This window comes from Methylogaea oryzae (genome assembly GCF_019669985.1).
GTDB lineage: Bacteria > Pseudomonadota > Gammaproteobacteria > Methylococcales > Methylococcaceae > Methylogaea > Methylogaea oryzae.
This window is the reverse complement of record NZ_AP019782.1, coordinates 2,118,365-2,138,009: the sequence shown is the minus strand read 5'-3', so window position 1 is coordinate 2,138,009 and position 19,645 is coordinate 2,118,365. Positions and strand designations below refer to the sequence as shown.

The window sequence follows — 19,645 nt, the reverse complement described above, 5'->3', positions numbered from 1 at the left end:
AGCACTGGGGTTAGCTGGCTCGAGCGGGGTCTGGCCCGGTGGCGCGCGGTGTGTCCCGTTAGCTGATGGTAAATAGCTTGTGGAAGTTGGCGATTTCCAATATTTGCCGCACGGTTTCGCGGCAGTTGTTGAGCGAGACGCTTGCGCCCGCCTGGGCGGCCCTGTCCTTGAGCAGCAGCAGCATGCCCAGGGCCGAACTGTCCAGATAGTCGACATCGCGCAGGTTGATTTCGATCGCCTTCACTTCGCTGTTGCTCAAGGCTTGCTCGTAGGTATCGCGAAAGTCCTTGTGCAGCGTGAAATCGAAGCGGCCGTTCAAGGTCAGCGTCGCCTTTTTTTCGTAAATGTCGGTACGTATTTGCATGCGAGTTCCTTGGGGCTGGCGTGGACATAGCGAGCCGGTCGCAACCGGCTCCAATCAACAGTTCAGCGGTGATTCTCTGTGATTCATTTGGCAATTGCAAATGCCTGAAATACCGATCTTTTGCATAAGAAATTCTGTATGGGTCGCACGAAGGCCGCATAAGGTTCTTCTATGGAGCGCATCGCCGCCGAACATCCCGTTTTATACGGAACGCCATGGTTGTCGATGACGGTCTGGACGGGGCGCCTGTGGTAAGATTAGCGCTTGATTTCTTGGCGCGCTTCTTCCGGTGCGCCGTTTCCAGCAGCCGAATATGCCGATGCTCGACGAATACCGAAAACATCTTGCCGAACGTAGCGCCCAGGGCGTGCCGCCCAAGCCGCTTAATGCGGAGCAAACCGCCGCTGTCGTGGCGCAGCTGAAAAATCCTCCCGCAGCGGAAGCCGCAACCCTGGTGGACCTCCTGGAAAACCGGGTGCCGCCGGGCGTGGACGAGGCGGCCTACGTGAAGGCGGGGTTTCTGGCCGCGCTGGCGAAGGGCGAGACGACTTCCCCGCTGATCGACCGGGTACGCGCCACCGAGCTGTTGGGCACCATGTTGGGCGGGTACAACGTCGCGCCGCTCATCGACCTGCTGGACGACGAGGCCTTGGCGCCGGTGGCGGTCAAAGCCTTGTCCCACACGCTGCTGGTGTTCGACGCATTCCACGACGTGCAGGCCAAGGCCGAAGCGGGCAACGCCCACGCCCGCCAGGTGCTGCAGGCGTGGGCCGAGGCGGAGTGGTTCCAGAGCCGGCCGCAGGTTCCGGAAAAGCTCACCGTCACGGTATTCAAGGTAACCGGCGAAACCAATACCGACGATCTTTCCCCCGCCCAGGACGCCTGGTCGCGGCCGGATATTCCGTTGCACGCGCTGGCCATGCTCAAGAATCCCCGCGAAGGCATCACCGACGCCGCCAAGCAGATCGCCGAGTTGAAGCAGAAAGGCTTTCCGGTGGCCTACGTCGGCGACGTGGTGGGGACCGGTTCCTCACGCAAGTCGGCCACCAACTCGGTGCTGTGGTACACCGGCGACGACATTCCCCATGTGCCCAACAAGCGCCAGGGCGGCGTATGCATCGGCGGCAAGATCGCGCCCATCTTCTTCAACACCATGGAAGATTCCGGCGCGCTGCCCATCGAGTGCGACGTGACCCAGTTGAATATGGGCGACGTGATCGACATTTATCCTTATGAAGGCGTCGTGCGGCGCCACGGCAGCAATGAAGATGTGTGCCGCTTCGCATTGAAAACCGAGATCATCCTGGACGAAGTGCAGGCCGGCGGACGCATCAACCTCATCATCGGCCGCGGGTTGACCGACCGCGCTCGCGAGGCGTTGGGCCTGCCGCATTCCACCGTGTTCAAGCGGCCCAGAGAGCAACAGGACAGCGGCAAGGGTTACACCCTGGCGCAAAAAATGGTCGGCCGCGCCTGCGGCGTGGCGGGCATCCGCCCCGGCACCTATTGCGAGCCGCGCATGGCTTCCGTGGGGTCGCAAGACACCACCGGCCCCATGACGCGGGACGAACTGAAAGACCTGGCCTGCCTGGGCTTTTCGGCCGATTTGGTGATGCAGTCCTTCTGCCATACGGCGGCTTATCCCAAACCGGTGGACATCGAAACCCACCACACCCTGCCCGAGTTCATCATGAACCGCGGCGGCATCAGCTTGCGGCCGGGCGACGGCGTCATCCATTCCTGGCTCAACCGCATGTTGCTGCCGGACACCGTCGGCACCGGCGGCGATTCCCACACCCGCTTCCCCATCGGCATTTCCTTCCCCGGCGGTTCCGGCCTGGTGGCCTTCGCCGCGGCGACCGGCGTGATGCCCCTGGACATGCCCGAGTCGGTGCTGGTGCGCTTCAAGGGCAATATGCAGCCCGGCATTACCCTGCGCGACCTGGTGCACGCCATTCCTTACGTGGCGATCCAGCGCGGCCTGCTGACGGTGGAAAAGAAGGGCAAGAAAAACGTCTTTTCCGGCCGCATCCTGGAAATCGAAGGGTTGCCGGATTTGAAAGTGGAGCAGGCTTTCGAACTGTCCGACGCTTCCGCCGAACGCTCGGCGGCGGCGTGCACCATTCGTTTGAACAAAGAGCCCATCGTCGAATACCTCAACTCCAACATCGCCATGCTGCGCTGGATGATCAAGGAAGGCTACGGCGATGTGCGCACAATCGAGCGGCGCATCAAAGCCATGGAGGCATGGCTGGCAGATCCGCAGTTGCTGGAAGCCGATGCCGATGCGGAATACGCCGAGGTGATCGAAATCGACCTGGATGAAATCAAAGAGCCGTTGCTCTGTTGCCCCAACGATCCGGACGACGTGAAGCCCTTGTCGCAAGTGGCCGGCGCCCATATCGACGAGGTGTTCATCGGTTCCTGCATGACCAACATCGGCCATTTCCGCGCCGCCGGCAAGTTGCTGGACGGCCAGGCGGGCCAGTTGCCGACCCGGCTATGGGTGGCGCCGCCCACCAAGATGGATCAGGACCAGTTAAAGGAAGAAGGGTATTACGCCATTTACGAAAAAGTCGGCGTGCGCCTGGAGGTGCCCGGCTGCTCGTTGTGCATGGGCAACCAGGCCAGGGTGGGGGACAATACCCAGGTGGTTTCCACCTCTACCCGCAACTTCCCCAACCGCCTGGGCCAGGGCGCCGACGTCTACCTGGCTTCGGCGGAACTGGCGGCGGTATGCGCCATCCTGGGCCGTATTCCCCGTACGGAGGAATATATGGAATATGCCCAGCGCATCGATTCCATGGCGGCGGACACCTATCGCTACCTCAACTTCGACCAGCTGCCGGCCTACATCGGCCGGAAAGCGGAGACGGCATGATGGAACTGGGCGGGCTTTGGGATCGGTTGATGGAGGATCGCATCCTGGCGTATATCGTCGGTGCGCTGGCCGCCGCGATGGTGGCGCTGTTGCTGGCTTTGCGCCTGTGGCCCCGCGATAGCCGGGGCGATGAAAGCCAGGCTTGGCCGTTTTTCCCCAAGCGTCCGCTGACCGAAGAGGAGCAGGCGCTGTATCACAGCCTGGTCAAAGCGTTGCCCGAACACATCATTCTGGCCCAAGTGCAGCTTTCCCAGTTGCTGGGGGTGCGCAAGGGGCACAACATCCACGAGTGGTACAACCGCATCAACCACCTGAGCGCCGATTTCGTCGTATGCGGCAAGGACGCGACCGTTATCGCCGTGATCGACCTGGATAACGACACCCGCGACCGCGGCGACCGCCAGGCCGACGATGCCCGCAAGCATCGCGCGCTGTCCGCAGCCAGCATCCGCGTGTTGCACTGGCAAGCGTGGAACCTGCCCGACACGGTGGAAATCCGCCGTCAACTGCTGGCCCCCCATACCGCCCCTGCGCGCTCTTCTAACGAGGCTCCGCTGCGCGCCACCCATTGAGCCGTTTCGTGTCAAACATTCACGCGCTGGCGGAACGGTGCCTGTTCCAGCCGGCGGTAGAAGACAAGTTGGCGGCCACCCGCGTCGCTTGGTCAGACCAAGAAAATGGCCGTTTGGATTTGACGTCCCACGGCGTTGTCCGTCCCATCGCCGACGCGGCTTTTCCCGAACGCCCGCTACGCGTCGATCCCCGCCAAGTGCCGCAACGCAAGCTCACCACGTTGGAAGGGCGGGTCGCCTTGCTGCACGCCCTGGCCCATATCGAGTTCACCGCCATTCAGCTGGCTTGGGACATTCTTTACCGCTTCCGCGACATGCCGGATCAATTCCGCATCGACTGGCTGGGGGTGGCGGAAGAGGAGGGCCGGCATTTCGACATGCTGCGGCAACGCTTGCGCGAATTGGGCGCCGACTACGGCGATCTTCCCGCCCATGGCGGCCTCTGGCAGGTGGCGACCGACACGCAGGACGACGTATTGGCGCGGCTGGCCCTGGTGCCGCGCTGCATGGAAGCGCGCGGACTGGACGTGACGCCGGCCATGATCGAAAAGCTGGAACGCGTCGGCGACCAAGCCAGCGCCGACCATCTGAAAATCATCCTACGCGACGAAGTGGGCCACGTTACCCTGGGTAGCCGCTGGTTCCATTGGGAATGCCGACGGCGCGGCGTCGAGCCGGAAGACGCCTATTTCGGCCTGCTGCGCCGCCACCTCAAAGGCGGACTGCGCGGCCCTTTTAACCGGGAGGCCCGTCTGGCGGCCGGTTTCAGCGAGCGGGAGCTGAGCGTATTGGACCAACAGGGCTAACTGGCGAAACATCTCCCTGAATTTCGTTGAGGTCCGTAGCCGGCTTCGTTGCTGCGAATGCCCCGAACCCGGCAATGCAGCGGCCGGGCCGGTAGGGTAGGAATGGCGTCGACCGTGATAACCGTGAGGGCAGGCGATGGGCATTGTTGGACATAGCAAAACGACATTGGCCGTTTGGATATCGATACTGCTGGCGCTAGGCGTGGCTGGCAGGGGCGCGGTCGCCGCCGACACGCCGGTATTCGACGTGATCGTGCTGGGCTCGGGCGGCGGCATGGACGAGTCGAACCTTTCCGCCTATTTGCTGGCGCCGGCGGGCGATTCGGCTTATGTGGCGCTGGATGCGGGAACCTTGACCGCCGGCTTGCGGCGCGCTCGGGAGGCCGGCAGTTTGGCGCATTTCCCCGCCGATGCGGAATTGCCGCCGGAAGCCGTGGTGTTGCGGCGCCATGTTAAGGCTTATCTGATTTCCCACGGCCACTTGGACCACGTCGCCGGCATGGCGATCGGTGCGCCGGACGACGGCGCCAAGGATATTTTGGCTCTGCCGGCTACTATCGACGTATTGCGCGATCACTTGTTCAATTGGCAGGTGTGGCCCAATTTCGCCGATGAGGGGGCGGGGTTGCTGTTGAAGAAATATCGCTATGTGCGCCTGCAACCCGGCGAGCCTCGGCCCATAGCCGGCACCGGCTTGCAGGTTACCCCCTTCGAGCTGTGCCATGCCGAATCCGGCTCTGCGGCGTTTCTGTTGGAGGCCCAGGGCCGTTATGTCTTGTACTTGGGCGATACCGGCCCCGATGCGGTGGAACACTGCGACAAGCTGGCGCGTTTGTGGCGCGAGGTTGCGCCGCTGGTGCGGGAGGGACGATTGCTCGGCGTGTTTATGGAGGTGTCCTACGCCGATCCGCGTGACGCGGCGCAGCTGTATGGCCATTTGTCGCCGTCGTGGCTGATGAAGGAACTGCGAAATTTGGCGGATCAGGTCAATGGAGAACAGCCGACGGAGGCGTTGCGCGGTTTGAAAGTTTTCGCCACCCACATCAAGCCGAAACTGCGCAACGGCCTCGTCGTGGAGGAGGAGATCGCCACCCAACTGAAAGCGCTCAACAATCTGGGCGTGGAGTTTGCCGTCCCCAAGCAGGGGCAGCGGATTTTGTTTTGATTTCAGTCGCAACACGTTGAGTGCGGGGGGGGGATTTCACCCAGCACCGTTAAGTTAACCTTTCTCCCCGTTGCCGGTGTCGAATCTCCTGCCATCGTTCTCACAGCGGCCTACATCTTAAGCGGTAGCTCCAGAGTCACCCTAGCAAAGCGGCAAGCAGATCTTCCCGGCGGCCAATATCGAGGCGGTTGAAAAGGGAGCGCACATGATAGGCCACGCTATTGGGGGTTATCTTCAACCGATCGGCGATTTCCCTGCTGGTATGCCCCGCCGCCAGCAAGATGGCGATTTCCTGGTCGCGGCCCGGCAGCGTGCGCATTTTCGGCGTGGCCAACATCTTCAAGGCCAGCGGTATATGCCGGCTGATCTGAACCATAACTTGCTCCGGTACTCCAGGGTGGACGCCACTCAAGCGGTAAGCGCGCAAGAGGTACGTGCCTGATGCGTTCCGTACCGTGCAGACCGGTGGTGACGCGCTAGGCGGATCGGCAAGCCTAACGGCGACCTGGTGCAGCAATGGCCGGGCCCAGGTCAGCGTATGATCCTTAAGTCGCGCGACACTGGCCGGCATCCCCGAAGCCAGGTGCAGCAAGGTCCTGGCACGGCCGGACAAGTGCTGGATAGCTCCCTTGTTGTCGCAAATCACATAGCCTTCTTCACCGCTATCCACCAGCGAATCCACTTCACCGTTCCCCCAGTCGCGGCGCAACAGGGCGTGAGTCAGCGGCGGGGTGGCGCGGCGGATAAAGGTTTTGTCCTTGTCGGAAAACGGCCGGCCGTGCGGCGGCCGAGCCAGGAATAAGCATCCCACCGGCTTACCCGCATCCCGTATGGGCCAGCGCAGATAGTGGTAGCAGCCCGCCTGCCGGCCAACCTCGTGATACAGCGGCGAATCCTGATAGCGCCCGCCGTAGAGGTCCGAACTGTCGTACGGCGCGGTGGACAGCAACACCTCGCGGAACGACGCAATGTAAGCCGTCTCCTGGGTGTTGGCGTATTCGGAAAAGTATCGGTGCAATACCGGCCGTATGTCGGGCCCTATGACGATCTGGCAGTCGGTCGCCTCCGCGTGCGAGTCGGTGGAAATGAACAGTGCCAAATCAAAGCCTATCGCGTCCCGCAGGGCGCCCACGGCGGCCGGCAGCGCCGCAGGCCCAGCGAACTGCCTACCGGCGAGCTGGGCCAGGGTAGCCAAAACATTAGAGGTTCGCATGTCCTACGCGGTTTCTCTATGGTCCTTCGCTCGCCTGAAACCGGCTTTCCGTAACAAAAACCTCACCCGTGTGGGTGAGTTTTTACCGTGTGCTGCGCCAATAATCTAGTCACGCGTTAAGCGACGCACCAAGCGATTGGCCACCGGTATGCGGGACCAATCCCAATAAAGTTACTAGCCATGGAGAGTAGGAGTCATGAGAAGCAAACTTACCAGGACATGCGTAGCGGTTGCGGTTGTTGTACTCGAATTCGCATCTATGAATGCTTCAGGCAACTGTACCGACGGAACCGGATCGAACCTTAACGCAACTGCCCTAATGCAGTTAAACGCCCAAATCGGAAATACGGAGAATGCTAATTTGAGAACTGCCTACCAAAACAATCAGTGTGTAATATCACAAATCGTTCATGGCGGCGGAGACTCGTGTCCCAACGGTTCGAATATACAAAGCCACATTACTGTTGTAGATAATCAAAACGCCAAAACATGCCACGTCTTCTTGGACGTTAAAAGAAATGGCGGAATCTGCACTACGTGCAGATAGCGAAACGGCTTATGAAACAGCGGTGACTACGGTGACTTTTACAAAGACCGGACCGAACCGCTGACGAAGGCCAATGGACGCACAATATAGAGGCCTCTATCTGTGCGCCTAATCGTACAAAACAGGGAACTCAAGGAGCACATCTCATGGCCGAAATTACCAACCTATCCGACGTGTCGGTGACTATCGACGGCGAAAGCTATTCGATGATCGTAATTCCAGACAAAAAATCCAAGCTGGTGCTTGCCGAGCGTAATCGGGTATTAAGGAACATCAATCTAACCAAGCTGATTATCGGATTATCCCGCACCAGCGATCTACTGTATCTGGCCTACAATGGCGTTGCCGGCTTTGGCGAACTGACCGGTGCCATGACTAAATTACACGATCGCTTCGGCAAACTTTGCGGAAAATGCGACGTCGAGCTGGGCAACATCGAGCGGCAAAGCGCACAGATTCAACAAAAACTGAAACTGGTCTTTACTTTCTTATTGAAGGGCGAAGAACAAACCGCCATTAACTTTCTTGAGCAATGCGGCGTGGTAGCGAAGGAATTGGCCGACAAATCCTACGCCTTGTCCGACGAATTCGATGTGCTGGGTAACGACACCGTTGACGTCTTGTCGAAAACGCAGATCGTGCAGGGGCAACAACAGGAAAAGAAACTGGCATTGGATAAGGAAACCAGCGATATTCAAGCAAAAACGGCCAAAGCGAAGAAAGTCGCCGAAGGACTCGCCGAGCAGAAATCGAAGCTGGATAATCTCTATCAAGAAGCCAAATGGAAGTCGGAAATCGCTGAAAATCGCGCTTTTGCCTTGACGCTGGCTGGCGCGGTGTTAAAGCCTGTCGGCGAGGGAATCGGCGCATTTACCGCGATGTACTCCGGCGGAGCGGCGATAGGCATGGCAAAAAGCATGCTGATGCCGCCGCAAATGCCGCCGCCTCCTTCCAAGGCTGGCGTGGAAAAGGACGTTGAGGTTAAAACCGAAGCGTTAAATACGGTGGAGTCGGAAAACGGGGAAAACGAAAAACTTGCCGCGGAAGAAAAGGCCAAACAAGCCACAGCGGAAAACGTGGCTGCGGAAAAGGACGCGCTAGCCGAAGAAGCCAAAAAGAAAGCCGAGGCCGAAAAAGATGCCGACAAAAAAGCCAAATTAGTGGTGGAAGCCGAACTCGCCGCGACGGCGGCGAAACATGCCCATGAAAAAGCCGAAAAGGCGAAAGCAGCCGCCAAAAAGGCAGCCGACGCCGCCAAGGCTACCGCCGAAAGGCTCAAGATTGCGCAGGCTGCCCTGGAAAAGGCCAAGGAAACGCTGACCAAGGCGGGGGAGGCGCTGGAGAAAATGGAAAGCAGCTATACACAGGTCGCGACACAGTATGGCCGTGAAAAAACGGAATACCTGAAGATGCTGATGGAAAAACAGGATCTCGAGCGCGAAGCATTGTCCAGCATCGCCGAATATGCCGAACGGATGAAGGGCCTGCGCGGCGAAACACAGACCGTGGAATTGACATGCTCCAGCCTGTTCCAGGCCATAGGCGCCTTAAAACAAGTCTCGGTGGTATTGCGGCTTGCCAGCCAATTCTGGGCGAATATGGCGGCCGCCTGCAAAGACTTGGCGCGGGACGACCTGCGGCAAGTGATCAAGGGTTTCGCCGCTCTGAACAAAGAGGAACGGCTCTCCTACTTTACCGGCGACATGGATTTCAAAACCCAGGTCGTTAGGTATTACGCAGGATGGAAAGCCATCGAAATCGTCAGCAACGAGTATGCCGCGGAAGCCAACGCCATTATGGGAAAGGTCCACCGCGACTTCAAACAGAACCTCAAGATCGAAGATGCCAGAAATTTGGCGATTGAATTAGGAGAAAAACTGCTGGAAGACACTGCGGAAGACCTTGCCGCCAACGAACGTGAACGCATGGAAATCGTCGATGCGCTGAAGAACCAGCAAGCGGCGTAGCCTCGGTCTTTCCTGCACGCAGGCCATTATAAACATCTCCGGCGCACAAGCGGTTCCGTGACGGTACAGGTTTCGCTTCGTGCGCCGATTAAAATGGCGTTGACCTAACCGGTTTTCTACAGAAACGAAAAAACATCATGAATGCTTACAACACGACTATCTGCGTCGGAAAATATCGCTTGGCATCACGTGTTGTTATGGGCGCCATCTATTTTTTGGTTGCTCTACTGATCGGCATGGAAGGCGCGACCGCCGACACTTATGTGGAACAAACAAACAGCGCCATCGAACAACTCACCCGCTCCATTGAGTTCATTAACGCCGGCGATGCCGACCAGGCACAACAAGCCTTTGGCGATGCCTCGAATTCCGTGAGGGAATTGAGAAAGGCGAGTGCGCGGGCTTTGGATTTAGCGAATAAACAGCACGACACCTGTTTGAATCGTGTCGTGGCATTGTCGATTCGCGTCGGGGATATCTTTCAACAAGAAGTCGCGCTAAGAAAAAAAATCGACGAACTGGACGCGACACTCGCAAAGGCAACCGAGGATCAAAAAATCACGAGGGACGAAATCGATAGCTTACGTTCGCATTTGAATAACGCAGCAGCGAGTTTACGCGTTCGTGACGAAAAACTTAAGGAATTAAGCCAGTGGTTTTGGGTTCCAGGCTATGGCCAATACCTCGCGATACGCACGTTGATCGATGACGACATCGGACAATACAATAGTCTTTCTAATACTTTGAAGGATACGGAGCTGCGCCTACGGCATAATAAAGAAACGCTGATCCAGGTAGAAACGCTGAAAACGGCGATGCTAAACGAAAAGGAAAACTTGGCGAAAACGTCTTCCGGCCTGTCAAAGATGCGGGAGGAACTGGACCGGAGGTTATCGGACATGAAGGCCGTAGTCGTTTTTCTGACTAGCGGCGGTGTTTTTTGGCAGAAAATGGGTAACTTGCTCGATATCACCGTTAAAGGCCATGAAACCGACCTTAAGTTGCTCTACGAGTCGTTGGGCCGGAATATTGCGCGGCTGCCGTTTTTTAAAGGCGAAGTCGGTGCTACAACCACGACCTTTAAAGAGGCGCTTCTGGAACTCGCAGCGGCCCTCGATGCCGATAAGCCGTTTCTGCCTGCCGAAACTGACAGTTATTGTCCGGCGGGATGGTGAGAAACGCCGTTTTCTAGAAAGCGGTCTTCGTCGCCGCAAGGAGCGCCATTGCTCCTACGGAGGATGATAAGCTCGATATGAAGATTCGGGGCCGTTGGTTCTAGCCACGTTCCGCAATGCGGCCACCGTTACCTGGACCCATCCTTGCCCCATGGCCCACGCTCCTGCCGAGCGCGTTGTGATCGGTCGAGCTCACGAGAACGTCTGGTAATCCGAGCGCGCCATTCCGCAATGGCTGGTGCCTTCAACGCGCTTTGTCACTGATCTGAAAAATACGCCGAGATGGGCTTAAATTAAGGTGTAGGCACTTACACAGCCCAGAAAAAGATGTCGGCCGTTGGCCGCCTTTTGGCGATTTTTTGCAGATACGACGCCCATGGATACGAAGTCCCCCACTGAATCCTTGCGCTTCGCCGATTTGGTCGACGTGGAGCGTTTGCAGGCGTTGACCGATAGCTTCCACCACGTCATCGGCGTGGCCAACGCGGTGATCGATGTGGACGGCACGGTATTGACCCGCTCCGGCTGGCAGGACGTCTGCGTCAAATTTCATCGGGTCCATCCGGATACCTGCCGCCTTTGCGTCGAAAGCGATACCGCCCTGGCCAACCGTCTGCTGAAGGGCGAGCCATACGCTGTGTACGGTTGCTTGAACGGCCTGGTCGATACGGCTGCGCCCATCGTCGTCGCCGGCCGGCACGTCGCCAATGTGTTTACCGGCCAATTTTTCTCCTCCCCGCCGGATTTGGAGGCGTTCCGCCAGCGGGCGGCCCGCTACGGCTTCGACGAAGAGGCCTATATGGCGGCGGTCGCCAAGGTGCCGGTCCTGGCGGAAGAGCGGGTGGAGGCGCTGACCCGCTTGTATGCCTTGTTGGCGCAATGGCTGGGGGATCACGCGTTGGACCATTTGCGGTTGCGCCAAGCCGCCGACGAATTGGAGCGGTTCAATCGTTCCTTGACGCGGCGGGTTGAGGAGCAAACCCGCGAGATATCCGAACAGAACGCCCGTTTGGCCGACGAAATCGGCGAGCGCCGGCAGGTCGAAGAGGCCCTGCGGGAGCGCGCCGAGCAGCTGCGCTTGGTGCTGGAGGGCGGCGAGCTGGGTTTCTGGGATTGGAATATGGAAACCAACAGCGTTCAGCGCAACGCCCGCTGGGCGGAGATGTTGGGATACACCCACGAGGAGATCCGCCAAACGGTCAAGCAGTGGATGGATTTCGTCGTTCCGGAGGACCGGGAGGTCGCCTGGAAATCCATCAGCGACCATTTGGCCGGCTTAACGCCGCAGCACCGTTTCGAATACCGCATGTTGACCAAGGACGGCGGCTACCGTTGGATACTGGATTGCGCCAAGGTGGTCGGACGCGACAGCGACGGCCGAGCGTTGCGCATGTGCGGCACCCATACCGACATTACCGAGCGCAAACGCAGCGAAGAGCGCATTCGGCAACTGTCGCGCATTTACGCGGCTTTGGCGAAAACCAACCACGCCAGCATGCACGCCCGTAGCGAGGCCGAGCTGTTCGATGCCGTTTGCCGGATCGCGGTGGAGGAGGGCGGCATGAAGTTGGCGTGGATCGGAACCCGGACGCCCGGGTCCGACCGGATCCAGCCGGCGGCCCGATACGGCGCCAACCCGGAGTATTTGGACGGTATCGTCATTTCCACCAACGCCGATGAACCGGAGGGGTGCGGCCCCACCGGCACCGCGTTCCGCGAGGCCCGCGCGGTGCTGTTGCAGGATTTCCAGACCAGCTCCACGACAACCCCTTGGCGATTGCGCGCCAGCCATTTCGGCAAGTGGCACGCCAGCGCTGCATTCCCGGTCATGCGAAACGGCAATCCCTATGCGGTGCTGACGCTTTATCATGCGGAAAAGAACGCCTTTGACGAGCAAAACGTCGATTTGCTGCTTTCCATGACATCGGACGTCGGTTTCGCCTTGGACGTGTTCGACAGCGAGGCGCGGCGCCAGGCGGCGGAGCAGGCGCTGCGCGTGAGCGAGGAGCGCTTCCGCACCCTGGCCGCCGTGGCGCCGGTGGGGATTTTCAGGTGCGACACGCAGGGTGACTGCATTTACGTCAACGAACGATGGTCGGCCATCGCCGGCCTGTCCGCCGCCGAAGCCATGGGGGCGGGATGGGCCGACGCCCTTCATCCCGACGACCGGGACGTCGTGTTCGACGAGTGGAATCGCTCGGTTCGGGAAAACCCCCAGTTTTCGCTGGAATATCGTTTTTGCAATCGCCAGGGACAAGTGGCCTGGGTGATCGGGCGCGCGGTTGCCGAAATCGACGAGAGCACCGGCGGCATCATCGGCTACGTGGGCACAGTAACCGACATTACCGAACGCAAGCAGGCCGAGGAAAGGCTGCGCCTGACGGCGCGCGTGTTCGAGTCCACGCTGGAAGGCATCATCATCACCGACGCCAAAGGCAATATCCTGGATGTCAACGAGGCGTTCAGCCGCATCACCGGCTATAGCCGCGAGGAGATGCTGGGCCAGAATCCGCGCATGCTCAAATCCGGCCGCCAGGGGGGGGATTTTTACGAAGCCATGTGGCGAGCGGTTCGTGCCAGCGGCCATTGGAGCGGCGAATTATGGAACCGCAAAAAAAACGGCGAGGTGTATCCCGAATGGATCACCATTTCCACCATCGGCGACAGCCAGGGCGAAGTGACCCACTACGTCGGGATTTTTTCCGACATCAGCCTGCTTAAACAACACGAAAGCCAGCTGGAGCATATCGCCCATTACGACGCGCTCACCGGCGTACCCAATCGCGTGTTGCTGGTGGACCGCATGAAGCAGGCTTTGGCCCGATCGCGGCGGGAAGCCAAGCTGCTGGCCGTGTGTTACCTGGACCTGGACGGCTTCAAGCCGGTCAACGATACGCTGGGGCACGAAGCCGGCGACCTCATGCTGATCGAAATCGCCCGGCGCATCGATCATACCCTGCGCGGCGGCGACACCGTGGCGCGGCTGGGCGGGGACGAATTCGTCGTGTTGCTGCTGGGGCTGGACAGCGAGGAGGAGTGCGACATTACCCTGAAGCGGCTGCTGCACGCCATCGCCGAACCGGTGATGATCCATGGGCAGCATTTCGTCGTGACGGCCAGTATCGGCGTCACCCTTTACCCCGAGGACGACGAGGACCCGGACACTTTGCTGCGCCACGCCGACCAGGCCATGTACATCGCCAAGCAGTCGGGAAAAAACTGTTGCCACACGTACGATCCGACCTTGGATGCAGCCACCCGCACCCGCCACCAAGCCGTCACCCGGATCGAGCAGGGGCTGCGCGATAACGAATTCGTGCTGTATTACCAGCCCAAGGTGAACCTGCGCACGCAGCGCGTGGTCGGCGCGGAGGCCTTGATCCGTTGGCGGCATGCGGAACGGGGGCTGCTGCCGCCGCTGGAGTTCCTGCCGGCGATCGAGCATTCCGAATTGGAAGTCATTTTAGGCGAATGGGTGATCGACACCGCGCTGGCGCAACTGGCCGCATGGCATCAAGCCGGCTTGAAGATCGAGGTCAGCATCAACGTTTCCGCCGCGCACTTGCAATCCGGCGATTTCGTCGCAAGGTTGCGGCACGAACTGGCCCGTTATCCCCATCTCCCAGCCAACTGCCTGGAGATCGAAATCCTGGAAACGGCGGCGCTGATCGACATTCCCAAAGTTTCGCAACTCATCGAGGCCTGCCGGGCCATGGGCGTGAGCTGCGCCCTGGACGACTTCGGTACCGGCTATTCGTCGTTGACCTATTTGCGCAATCTGCCGGCGGAGACGCTGAAAATCGATCAGACCTTTATCCGCGACATGCTGGTGGATGAAGGCGACCGTTCCATCGTGCAAGGCGTTATCGCCCTGGCCCACACTTTCGGCCGCAAAACCGTGGCGGAAGGCGTGGAGACGGTGGAGCATTTCCAAGCCCTGCTGGACCTGGGTTGCGAAATCGGCCAAGGCTACGGCATCGCCCGCCCCATGCCGGCGGAGGATTTCCTGGCCTGGTGCTCGACGCGGCGCTAGTCGCCCTAACGCCGCGCTCGGCGCGGTTAATGACCGCCGAAGGTGAGCGCGTCGCCGTAGCCTTGCTTGGAATAACCGTCCAGCCGTTGCGACCCCACCAATAGAATCGGCACGCCCCGCCCTCCGATCGCTTCGAATTCCTTCCGCGCCCGTGGCGAACGTTCGATGTCCCGTTCCGCGTAAGGCACGCCCCGTCGGCGCAGATCGGCCTTGGCGAGTTTGCAGTAAGGGCAGTCGGGACGGGTATAGAGGGTGACATCCTGTCGTACGGCCTCGGCCGGGTTGGCAGGCTTGGCCGATTGTGCGGCGGGAATGGCCGGCGGGCCGGCGGCGGCCCCGTCTTGGGCGTGCATCCGCTCGGCCCCGACCGCGCCGGCGGCCCTGTCGGAATAATGCGTTCGCCCGTCGGCATCCTTCCATTTGTACACATCGGCCAGGGCGGGGAGTCCCGCCAGCAACAACAGCGCCATCGCAAGGTTTCGCATCGTCATTCCCTCGTTCCTTTGCGTTTTTCCCTGAAGCGGCGGGCTAGCCGTTCCGCTTCGCACCGGAAGGATGATGCCAAAGCGGCCGGCAATGGACAAGACGCCCCTCCGGGGGCGTCTTCCTTCTATCCTGCCGTCGGCGTTTCCCGATTCAACAGGTAATACACCACCGGCACCACCAATAGGGAAAAAGCGGTGGAGGCGAAGATGCCGAAGATGAAGCTCCAGGCCAGGCCGGAGAAGATCGGGTCCAGGGTGATGACGAAGGAGCCGAACATGGCGGCGCCGGCGGTGAGGAAGATGGGCCTGAGGCGCGTGGCGCCGGCTTCGATGAGGGCGTCGGTGAGTTCCTTGCCCTGGTCGCGCAGCTTGCCGATGAAGTCGATGAGGATGATGGAGTTGCGCACGACGATGCCGGCCAGGGCGATCATGCCGATCATGCCGGTGGCGGTGAACAGGATGGGCGTGTCGAATCCCGCCACCGGCGTGGTGAACAGGTTCAACAGCCAGAAGCCGGGCATGATGCCGATGATGGTCAAGGGAATCGCCACCATGATGACCAGGGGCAGGCTCAGCGAGCCGGTCTGCGCCACCAGCAGCACGTAGATCATCAGCAAGGCCGCGCCGAAGGCCAGCCCCAGGTCGCGGAACACGTCCACGGTGATTTTCCACTCGCCTTCGCCGGCCAGGTCCACCGAGTAGCCGGCGGGCATGGGCTTGGCTTCCTCGATGTCCCACCAGTCGAACACCGCTTCCACCGGGCTGCGGCCGGCCATTTCGGCGGTGACATAATTCAGCCGCTTGAGGTTCTTGTGGTAGATGGTGCGGTCCACTTTCTCTTCGTGGACGGCGCCCAGTTCGCCCAACGGCACCAGCCGGCCGTCCTGCGCCTTCACCCGCAGGGCCAGCAAATCGGCTCCGGCCGAGCGTTCGGCGCGGGGCAGTCGCACGACGATTTCCAAGGGCTGGCGTTCGGCCGGTGCGTGGATCGTGCCGGCTTGGCCGCCGCCCAGGGCGATGCGCAGGGTCTCCGCCACGTCCTGCACGCTGATGCCGTGCAGGGCGGCTTTCTGCCGGTTCAGTTCGAAACGCAGCTTGGATTGCGGCTCGTCCACCAGATCGTCCACGTCCACCACGCCGTCGATGTGCTCGATCTCCTGGCGCACGCCTTCGGTGATCTGCGCCAGCTCGTCGTAATCCTTGTCCAGCGGGCCGTAGACTTCCGCTACGAAAGTGGACAACACCGGCGGCCCCGGCGGCGTCTCGACGATCTTGACGTTGGCGCCGTGCTCCCTGCCGATGCGCTCGATGTCCGGGCGGATGCGCAGGGCGATTTCGTGGGACTGCTGCTTGCGCTTCTCTTTCGGCAGCAGGTTGATGCGGATTTCCGCCAGGTGGCCGCCGCGGCGCAAATAGTAGTGGCGCACCATGCCGTTGAAGTCCATGGGCGAAGCGACGCCGCTGTAGGTTTCGTAGTCGGTGACTTCGTTGACGCTGGCCAAATAATCGCCCAGGGCGCGGGCCACGCCGTCGGTTTCCTCCAGTGTGGTGCCGCGCGGCAGGTCGATGACCAGTTGCAGCTCGTTTTTGTTGTCGAAGGGCAGCAGCTTCAAGGGCACGGCGCGGGTCACCGCCAACAGGGCGGCGGCGACGAAGGCCAGCAGCATGGCCCACAGGAACCACTTGGCCCGCTGCGGCGTGACGATCAATGCGCCTAACGCTTTCTGGTAGAAACGGTAGGACCAGGTCGCCTTGAGGTCGAACGCGCCGTGGCCGCCCTTGCCGTATTCGCTTTGCAGCAGGTAATAGCTGGCCCAGGGCGTGACGGTGAAAGCCACCAGCAGCGACATGAGCATGGCGATGGGCACGTTGAAGGCCATGGGCCCCATGTACGGCCCCATCATGCCGGTGATGAAAAACAGCGGCAGGAAGGAGACGATCACCGTGAAAGTCGCGAAGATGGTCGGCGGCCGCACCTCGTCCACGGCGGTGAGCGCCGCTTCCAAAGGCGGTTCCTTGCGCAGCTGGAAGTGGCGGTAGATGTTTTCTACGTCCACAATCGGGTCGTCCACCAGCAGGCCTAAGGACAGGATCAGCGCGAACAGGGTGACGCGGTTGATGGTGTAGCCGAACACCAGGTCGAACAGCAAGGTCACGCCCAGGGTCATGGGCACGGCCAGGGCGACGATGAAAGATTCCTTGGGGCCGAGGGTCAGAGCCAGCAGCACGATGATGGTGGCGATGGCGATCATCAAGTGCTTTACCAACTCGTTGACCTTGTGGTTGGCTGTTTCGCCGTAATCGCGGGTGACGCTGACGGTGACGTCCTCGGGGATCAGCTTGCCGTACAGGCCTTCCATGGTCTGGATGGTGTGCTCGGCCACCGCCACGGCGTTGGCGCCCTTGCGCTTGGAGACGGCGACGGTGACCGCCTGGCGCTCTTCGCCGGGTTTGGCGTCGGCGGTTGCGCCCACTTTCTTGCTGTCCGTGGCGGACTGGCCGAAACCGATGCGGGTATAGCTTTCCGCCTCCGCCACGCCGTCGCGCACCTCGGCCACGTCGCGCAGGTACACCGGCCGGCCTTCCGGCGCGGCCACCACCAGGGAGGCCAACTCCTCCACGCTGCGCAGTTCCGGGCCGGCGTCCAGTTGCAGGGTGCGGTTGCCGGTGTCGAAACGGCCGGCCTGCACGCTGACGTTGGCGGCGTTCAGGGCGCGCATCAGCTCCAGCACGGTCAGGCCGCGCGCCGCCAGCTTGGCGGTGTCGGGATAGATCAAGGCGCGGCGAGCTTCGCCGCCGATCACGGCGATCTTGCCGCTGTCCTCCACTTCGCCCAGCTTGTCCTTCAATTCGTCCGCCAGGCGGCGCAGGGCGGCGGTGTCGTAGACCGGGTTGGCGGACGACAGCGTCAGGGTGACGATGGGCACGTCGTCGATTTCCACCGGCTTGACCACCCAGTCCTTGACGCCGGGGGGAATGATGTCCTGATTGGACATCAGCTTGTTCCACACCTTGAGCAGGCTGTCCTCGCGGCTTTCGCCCACGTAGAAGCGCACCGTCACCATGGCCTCGCCTTCGCGGGACGCCGAGTAGACGTACTCCACGCCGTCCACTTCGCGCAAACGGGCTTCCAGCACGGTGGCCACCAGCTTTTCCACTTCCTCGGCGGAAGCGCCGGGCATGCGCACGAACACGTCGGCCACCGGCACGACGATCTGCGGTTCTTCCTCGCGGGGCGTCAGCAGCAGTGCCGCCAGGCCCGCCAGCAGACAGGCGATCAGCAGCAGCAGGGACAGTTTGGACGTGATGAAGACGCGGACGATTTCGGCGGTGAAGCCGCGCTGGGCAGTCGGCATGTTCATGGTGCGCTGTCCGTCACCACCAGGTCGCCGGCCTTGAGGCCCGCCAGCACTTCCACCCAGCCGTCGCGGGACTTGCCGGTGCGCACGTGGCGCAACAGGGTTTTGCCGCCTTCCACCACGTGGACGCTTTCCAGCTGTCCCGAGCGGCTGACGGCCGATGCCGGCACCAGCAAGGCGTTGCGGCGGCCGCAGGGCTGTTCCAGCCAGGCGAAGGCGCCGGGTTGCAAATCGGCCGCGCCGTTCAGGCCAGCTTTGACTTGCACCGTGCGGCTGCGGGGATCGGCGGCCGGGGCGATTTCTTCGGCCACGGCGGCGTAGCGGCGTTCGCCGACGCGCGCCTGCAAAGCAGTACCCGCTTGGATGGCGGCGGCGCACTGTTCCGGCACGTCCGCTTCCACCCGCAAGCGCTGCTCGGATTGCACCACCAGCACGGCGCTGCCGGGCATGGCCATATCGCCCGGCTCCAGCAGTCGCTGCACTACGGCGCCGTCGAAGGGTGCGCGCAGGGTGGTTTCACCGAAGTGGGACTCCGCCTCGCTCACCGCCGCGCGGGCTTCGGCCGCCTGGGCGCTGCCGGCCCGGGCGGTCGCCAAGGCGGCATCCAAGGCTTGGCGGGTGGCGGCTTCCTGGTCGAACAGGTTTTGCGTGCGGCGCGCATCGGCTTGGGCGCGGGCCGCTTCGGCCTCGGCCGCCGCCAAGGCGGAACGGGCCTGGCGCAGCCGCGCTTGCCATTCCCCCTGGTCCAGCTTGGCCAGCACTTGGCCGGCTTTGACGGTGTCGCCGGCTTTGACGGCGACTTCGATGATGCGGGCGCTCACTTTGGGCGCCAGCTGCGCCACGGTGCGGGCGCTCACCGTGCCCGGCCAGGCCATGATGTCGTCGATTTCTTTGACCTCCGCCCGGGCGGTGACCAGGCGGCCCGTCTGTCCGGGGGCGGCTTCGGTGGTGCCGGGCGGCGTCTTGCCGACGAAACCGCCTTGCATCCACACCAGCAGCAGGATCAACCCGGCGATGGAGGCGGCGGCATAAATCAGCTGGCGTTTGGTTTGTTCGGAATTGGGCGTGGACATGGCGG

The 19,645-nt window shown here is 61.2% G+C and carries 12 protein-coding genes; 7 read left to right on the top strand and 5 right to left on the bottom strand.

Going from position 1 to position 19,645, the window contains the following annotated elements; genetic code table 11:
• Window positions 1–58: 58 nt before the first annotated feature.
• Window positions 59–364: an STAS domain-containing protein gene (locus K5607_RS09635; protein ID WP_054773023.1), complete on the bottom strand. Its 306-nt coding sequence runs from the start codon at window positions 362–364 to the stop codon at window positions 59–61.
• Window positions 365–683: 319 nt separating this feature from the next.
• On the opposite strand from K5607_RS09635, the gene acnB reads away from it, so the two are divergent.
• From acnB to K5607_RS09615, 4 genes are all read left to right on the top strand, one after another.
• Complete coding sequence (gene acnB / locus K5607_RS09630; RefSeq protein WP_221046888.1) at window positions 684–3,245, top strand: bifunctional aconitate hydratase 2/2-methylisocitrate dehydratase; 2,562 nt, start codon at window positions 684–686, stop codon at window positions 3,243–3,245.
• Window positions 3,242–3,817: a DUF2726 domain-containing protein gene (locus K5607_RS09625; protein WP_221046887.1), complete on the top strand. Its 576-nt coding sequence runs from the start codon at window positions 3,242–3,244 to the stop codon at window positions 3,815–3,817. Before acnB ends, K5607_RS09625 begins: the two co-directional genes overlap by 4 nt.
• 8 nt (window positions 3,818–3,825) lie before the next feature.
• Complete coding sequence (locus tag K5607_RS09620; RefSeq protein WP_054773026.1) at window positions 3,826–4,623, top strand: ferritin-like domain-containing protein; 798 nt, start codon at window positions 3,826–3,828, stop codon at window positions 4,621–4,623.
• Between the two features lie 166 nt (window positions 4,624–4,789).
• Window positions 4,790–5,788, top strand: coding sequence for an MBL fold metallo-hydrolase (locus K5607_RS09615; RefSeq protein WP_221046886.1), 999 nt, complete (start codon window positions 4,790–4,792; stop codon window positions 5,786–5,788).
• A 136-nt stretch (window positions 5,789–5,924) separates the two neighbouring features.
• Here K5607_RS09615 and K5607_RS09610 read toward each other — a convergent pair whose 3' ends face one another.
• On the bottom strand, window positions 5,925–6,983 hold the full coding sequence (locus K5607_RS09610) for a helix-turn-helix transcriptional regulator (RefSeq protein ID WP_221046885.1): 1,059 nt from the start codon (window positions 6,981–6,983) through the stop codon (window positions 5,925–5,927).
• A 711-nt stretch (window positions 6,984–7,694) separates the two neighbouring features.
• Here K5607_RS09610 and K5607_RS09605 point away from each other — a divergent pair.
• The 3 genes from K5607_RS09605 (at window position 7,695) to K5607_RS09595 (ending at window position 14,723) form a co-directional block, all read left to right on the top strand.
• Window positions 7,695–9,515, top strand: coding sequence for a hypothetical protein (locus K5607_RS09605; RefSeq protein WP_221046884.1), 1,821 nt, complete (start codon window positions 7,695–7,697; stop codon window positions 9,513–9,515).
• A gap of 137 nt (window positions 9,516–9,652) precedes the next feature.
• Window positions 9,653–10,690 (top strand): hypothetical protein, encoded by a 1,038-nt coding sequence (locus tag K5607_RS09600; protein WP_156302324.1) that lies wholly within the window; start codon window positions 9,653–9,655, stop codon window positions 10,688–10,690.
• A 376-nt stretch (window positions 10,691–11,066) separates the two neighbouring features.
• Complete coding sequence (locus tag K5607_RS09595) at window positions 11,067–14,723, top strand: EAL domain-containing protein (protein WP_221046883.1); 3,657 nt, start codon at window positions 11,067–11,069, stop codon at window positions 14,721–14,723.
• Window positions 14,724–14,749: 26 nt separating this feature from the next.
• On the opposite strand, the gene K5607_RS09590 is transcribed toward K5607_RS09595, so the two are convergent.
• From K5607_RS09590 to K5607_RS09580, 3 genes are all read right to left on the bottom strand, one after another.
• Window positions 14,750–15,208: a glutaredoxin family protein gene (locus K5607_RS09590; protein WP_221046882.1), complete on the bottom strand. Its 459-nt coding sequence runs from the start codon at window positions 15,206–15,208 to the stop codon at window positions 14,750–14,752.
• Window positions 15,209–15,333: 125 nt separating this feature from the next.
• Complete coding sequence (locus K5607_RS09585; protein WP_221046881.1) at window positions 15,334–18,570, bottom strand: efflux RND transporter permease subunit; 3,237 nt, start codon at window positions 18,568–18,570, stop codon at window positions 15,334–15,336.
• The gene (locus tag K5607_RS09580; protein WP_221046880.1) at window positions 18,567–19,640 is read right to left on the bottom strand and encodes an efflux RND transporter periplasmic adaptor subunit; all 1,074 of its coding nucleotides are present in this window, start codon (window positions 19,638–19,640) and stop codon (window positions 18,567–18,569) included. Before K5607_RS09580 ends, K5607_RS09585 begins: the two co-directional genes overlap by 4 nt.
• Between the last annotated feature and the right edge of the window lie 5 nt (window positions 19,641–19,645).

What these genes read in the sequence shown, in the direction of transcription:
- K5607_RS09635 (WP_054773023.1), bottom strand. Translation starts at nt 364, where the DNA reads ATGCAAATACGTACCGACATTTACGAAAAAAAGGCGACGCTGACCTTG.
- acnB (WP_221046888.1), top strand. Translation starts at nt 684, where the DNA reads ATGCTCGACGAATACCGAAAACATCTTGCCGAACGTAGCGCCCAGGGC.
- K5607_RS09625 (WP_221046887.1), top strand. Translation starts at nt 3,242, where the DNA reads ATGATGGAACTGGGCGGGCTTTGGGATCGGTTGATGGAGGATCGCATC.
- K5607_RS09605 (WP_221046884.1), top strand. Translation starts at nt 7,695, where the DNA reads ATGGCCGAAATTACCAACCTATCCGACGTGTCGGTGACTATCGACGGC.
- K5607_RS09600 (WP_156302324.1), top strand. Translation starts at nt 9,653, where the DNA reads ATGAATGCTTACAACACGACTATCTGCGTCGGAAAATATCGCTTGGCA.
- K5607_RS09595 (WP_221046883.1), top strand. Translation starts at nt 11,067, where the DNA reads ATGGATACGAAGTCCCCCACTGAATCCTTGCGCTTCGCCGATTTGGTC.
- K5607_RS09590 (WP_221046882.1), bottom strand. Translation starts at nt 15,208, where the DNA reads ATGCGAAACCTTGCGATGGCGCTGTTGTTGCTGGCGGGACTCCCCGCC.
- K5607_RS09585 (WP_221046881.1), bottom strand. Translation starts at nt 18,570, where the DNA reads ATGAACATGCCGACTGCCCAGCGCGGCTTCACCGCCGAAATCGTCCGC.
- K5607_RS09580 (WP_221046880.1), bottom strand. Translation starts at nt 19,640, where the DNA reads ATGTCCACGCCCAATTCCGAACAAACCAAACGCCAGCTGATTTATGCC.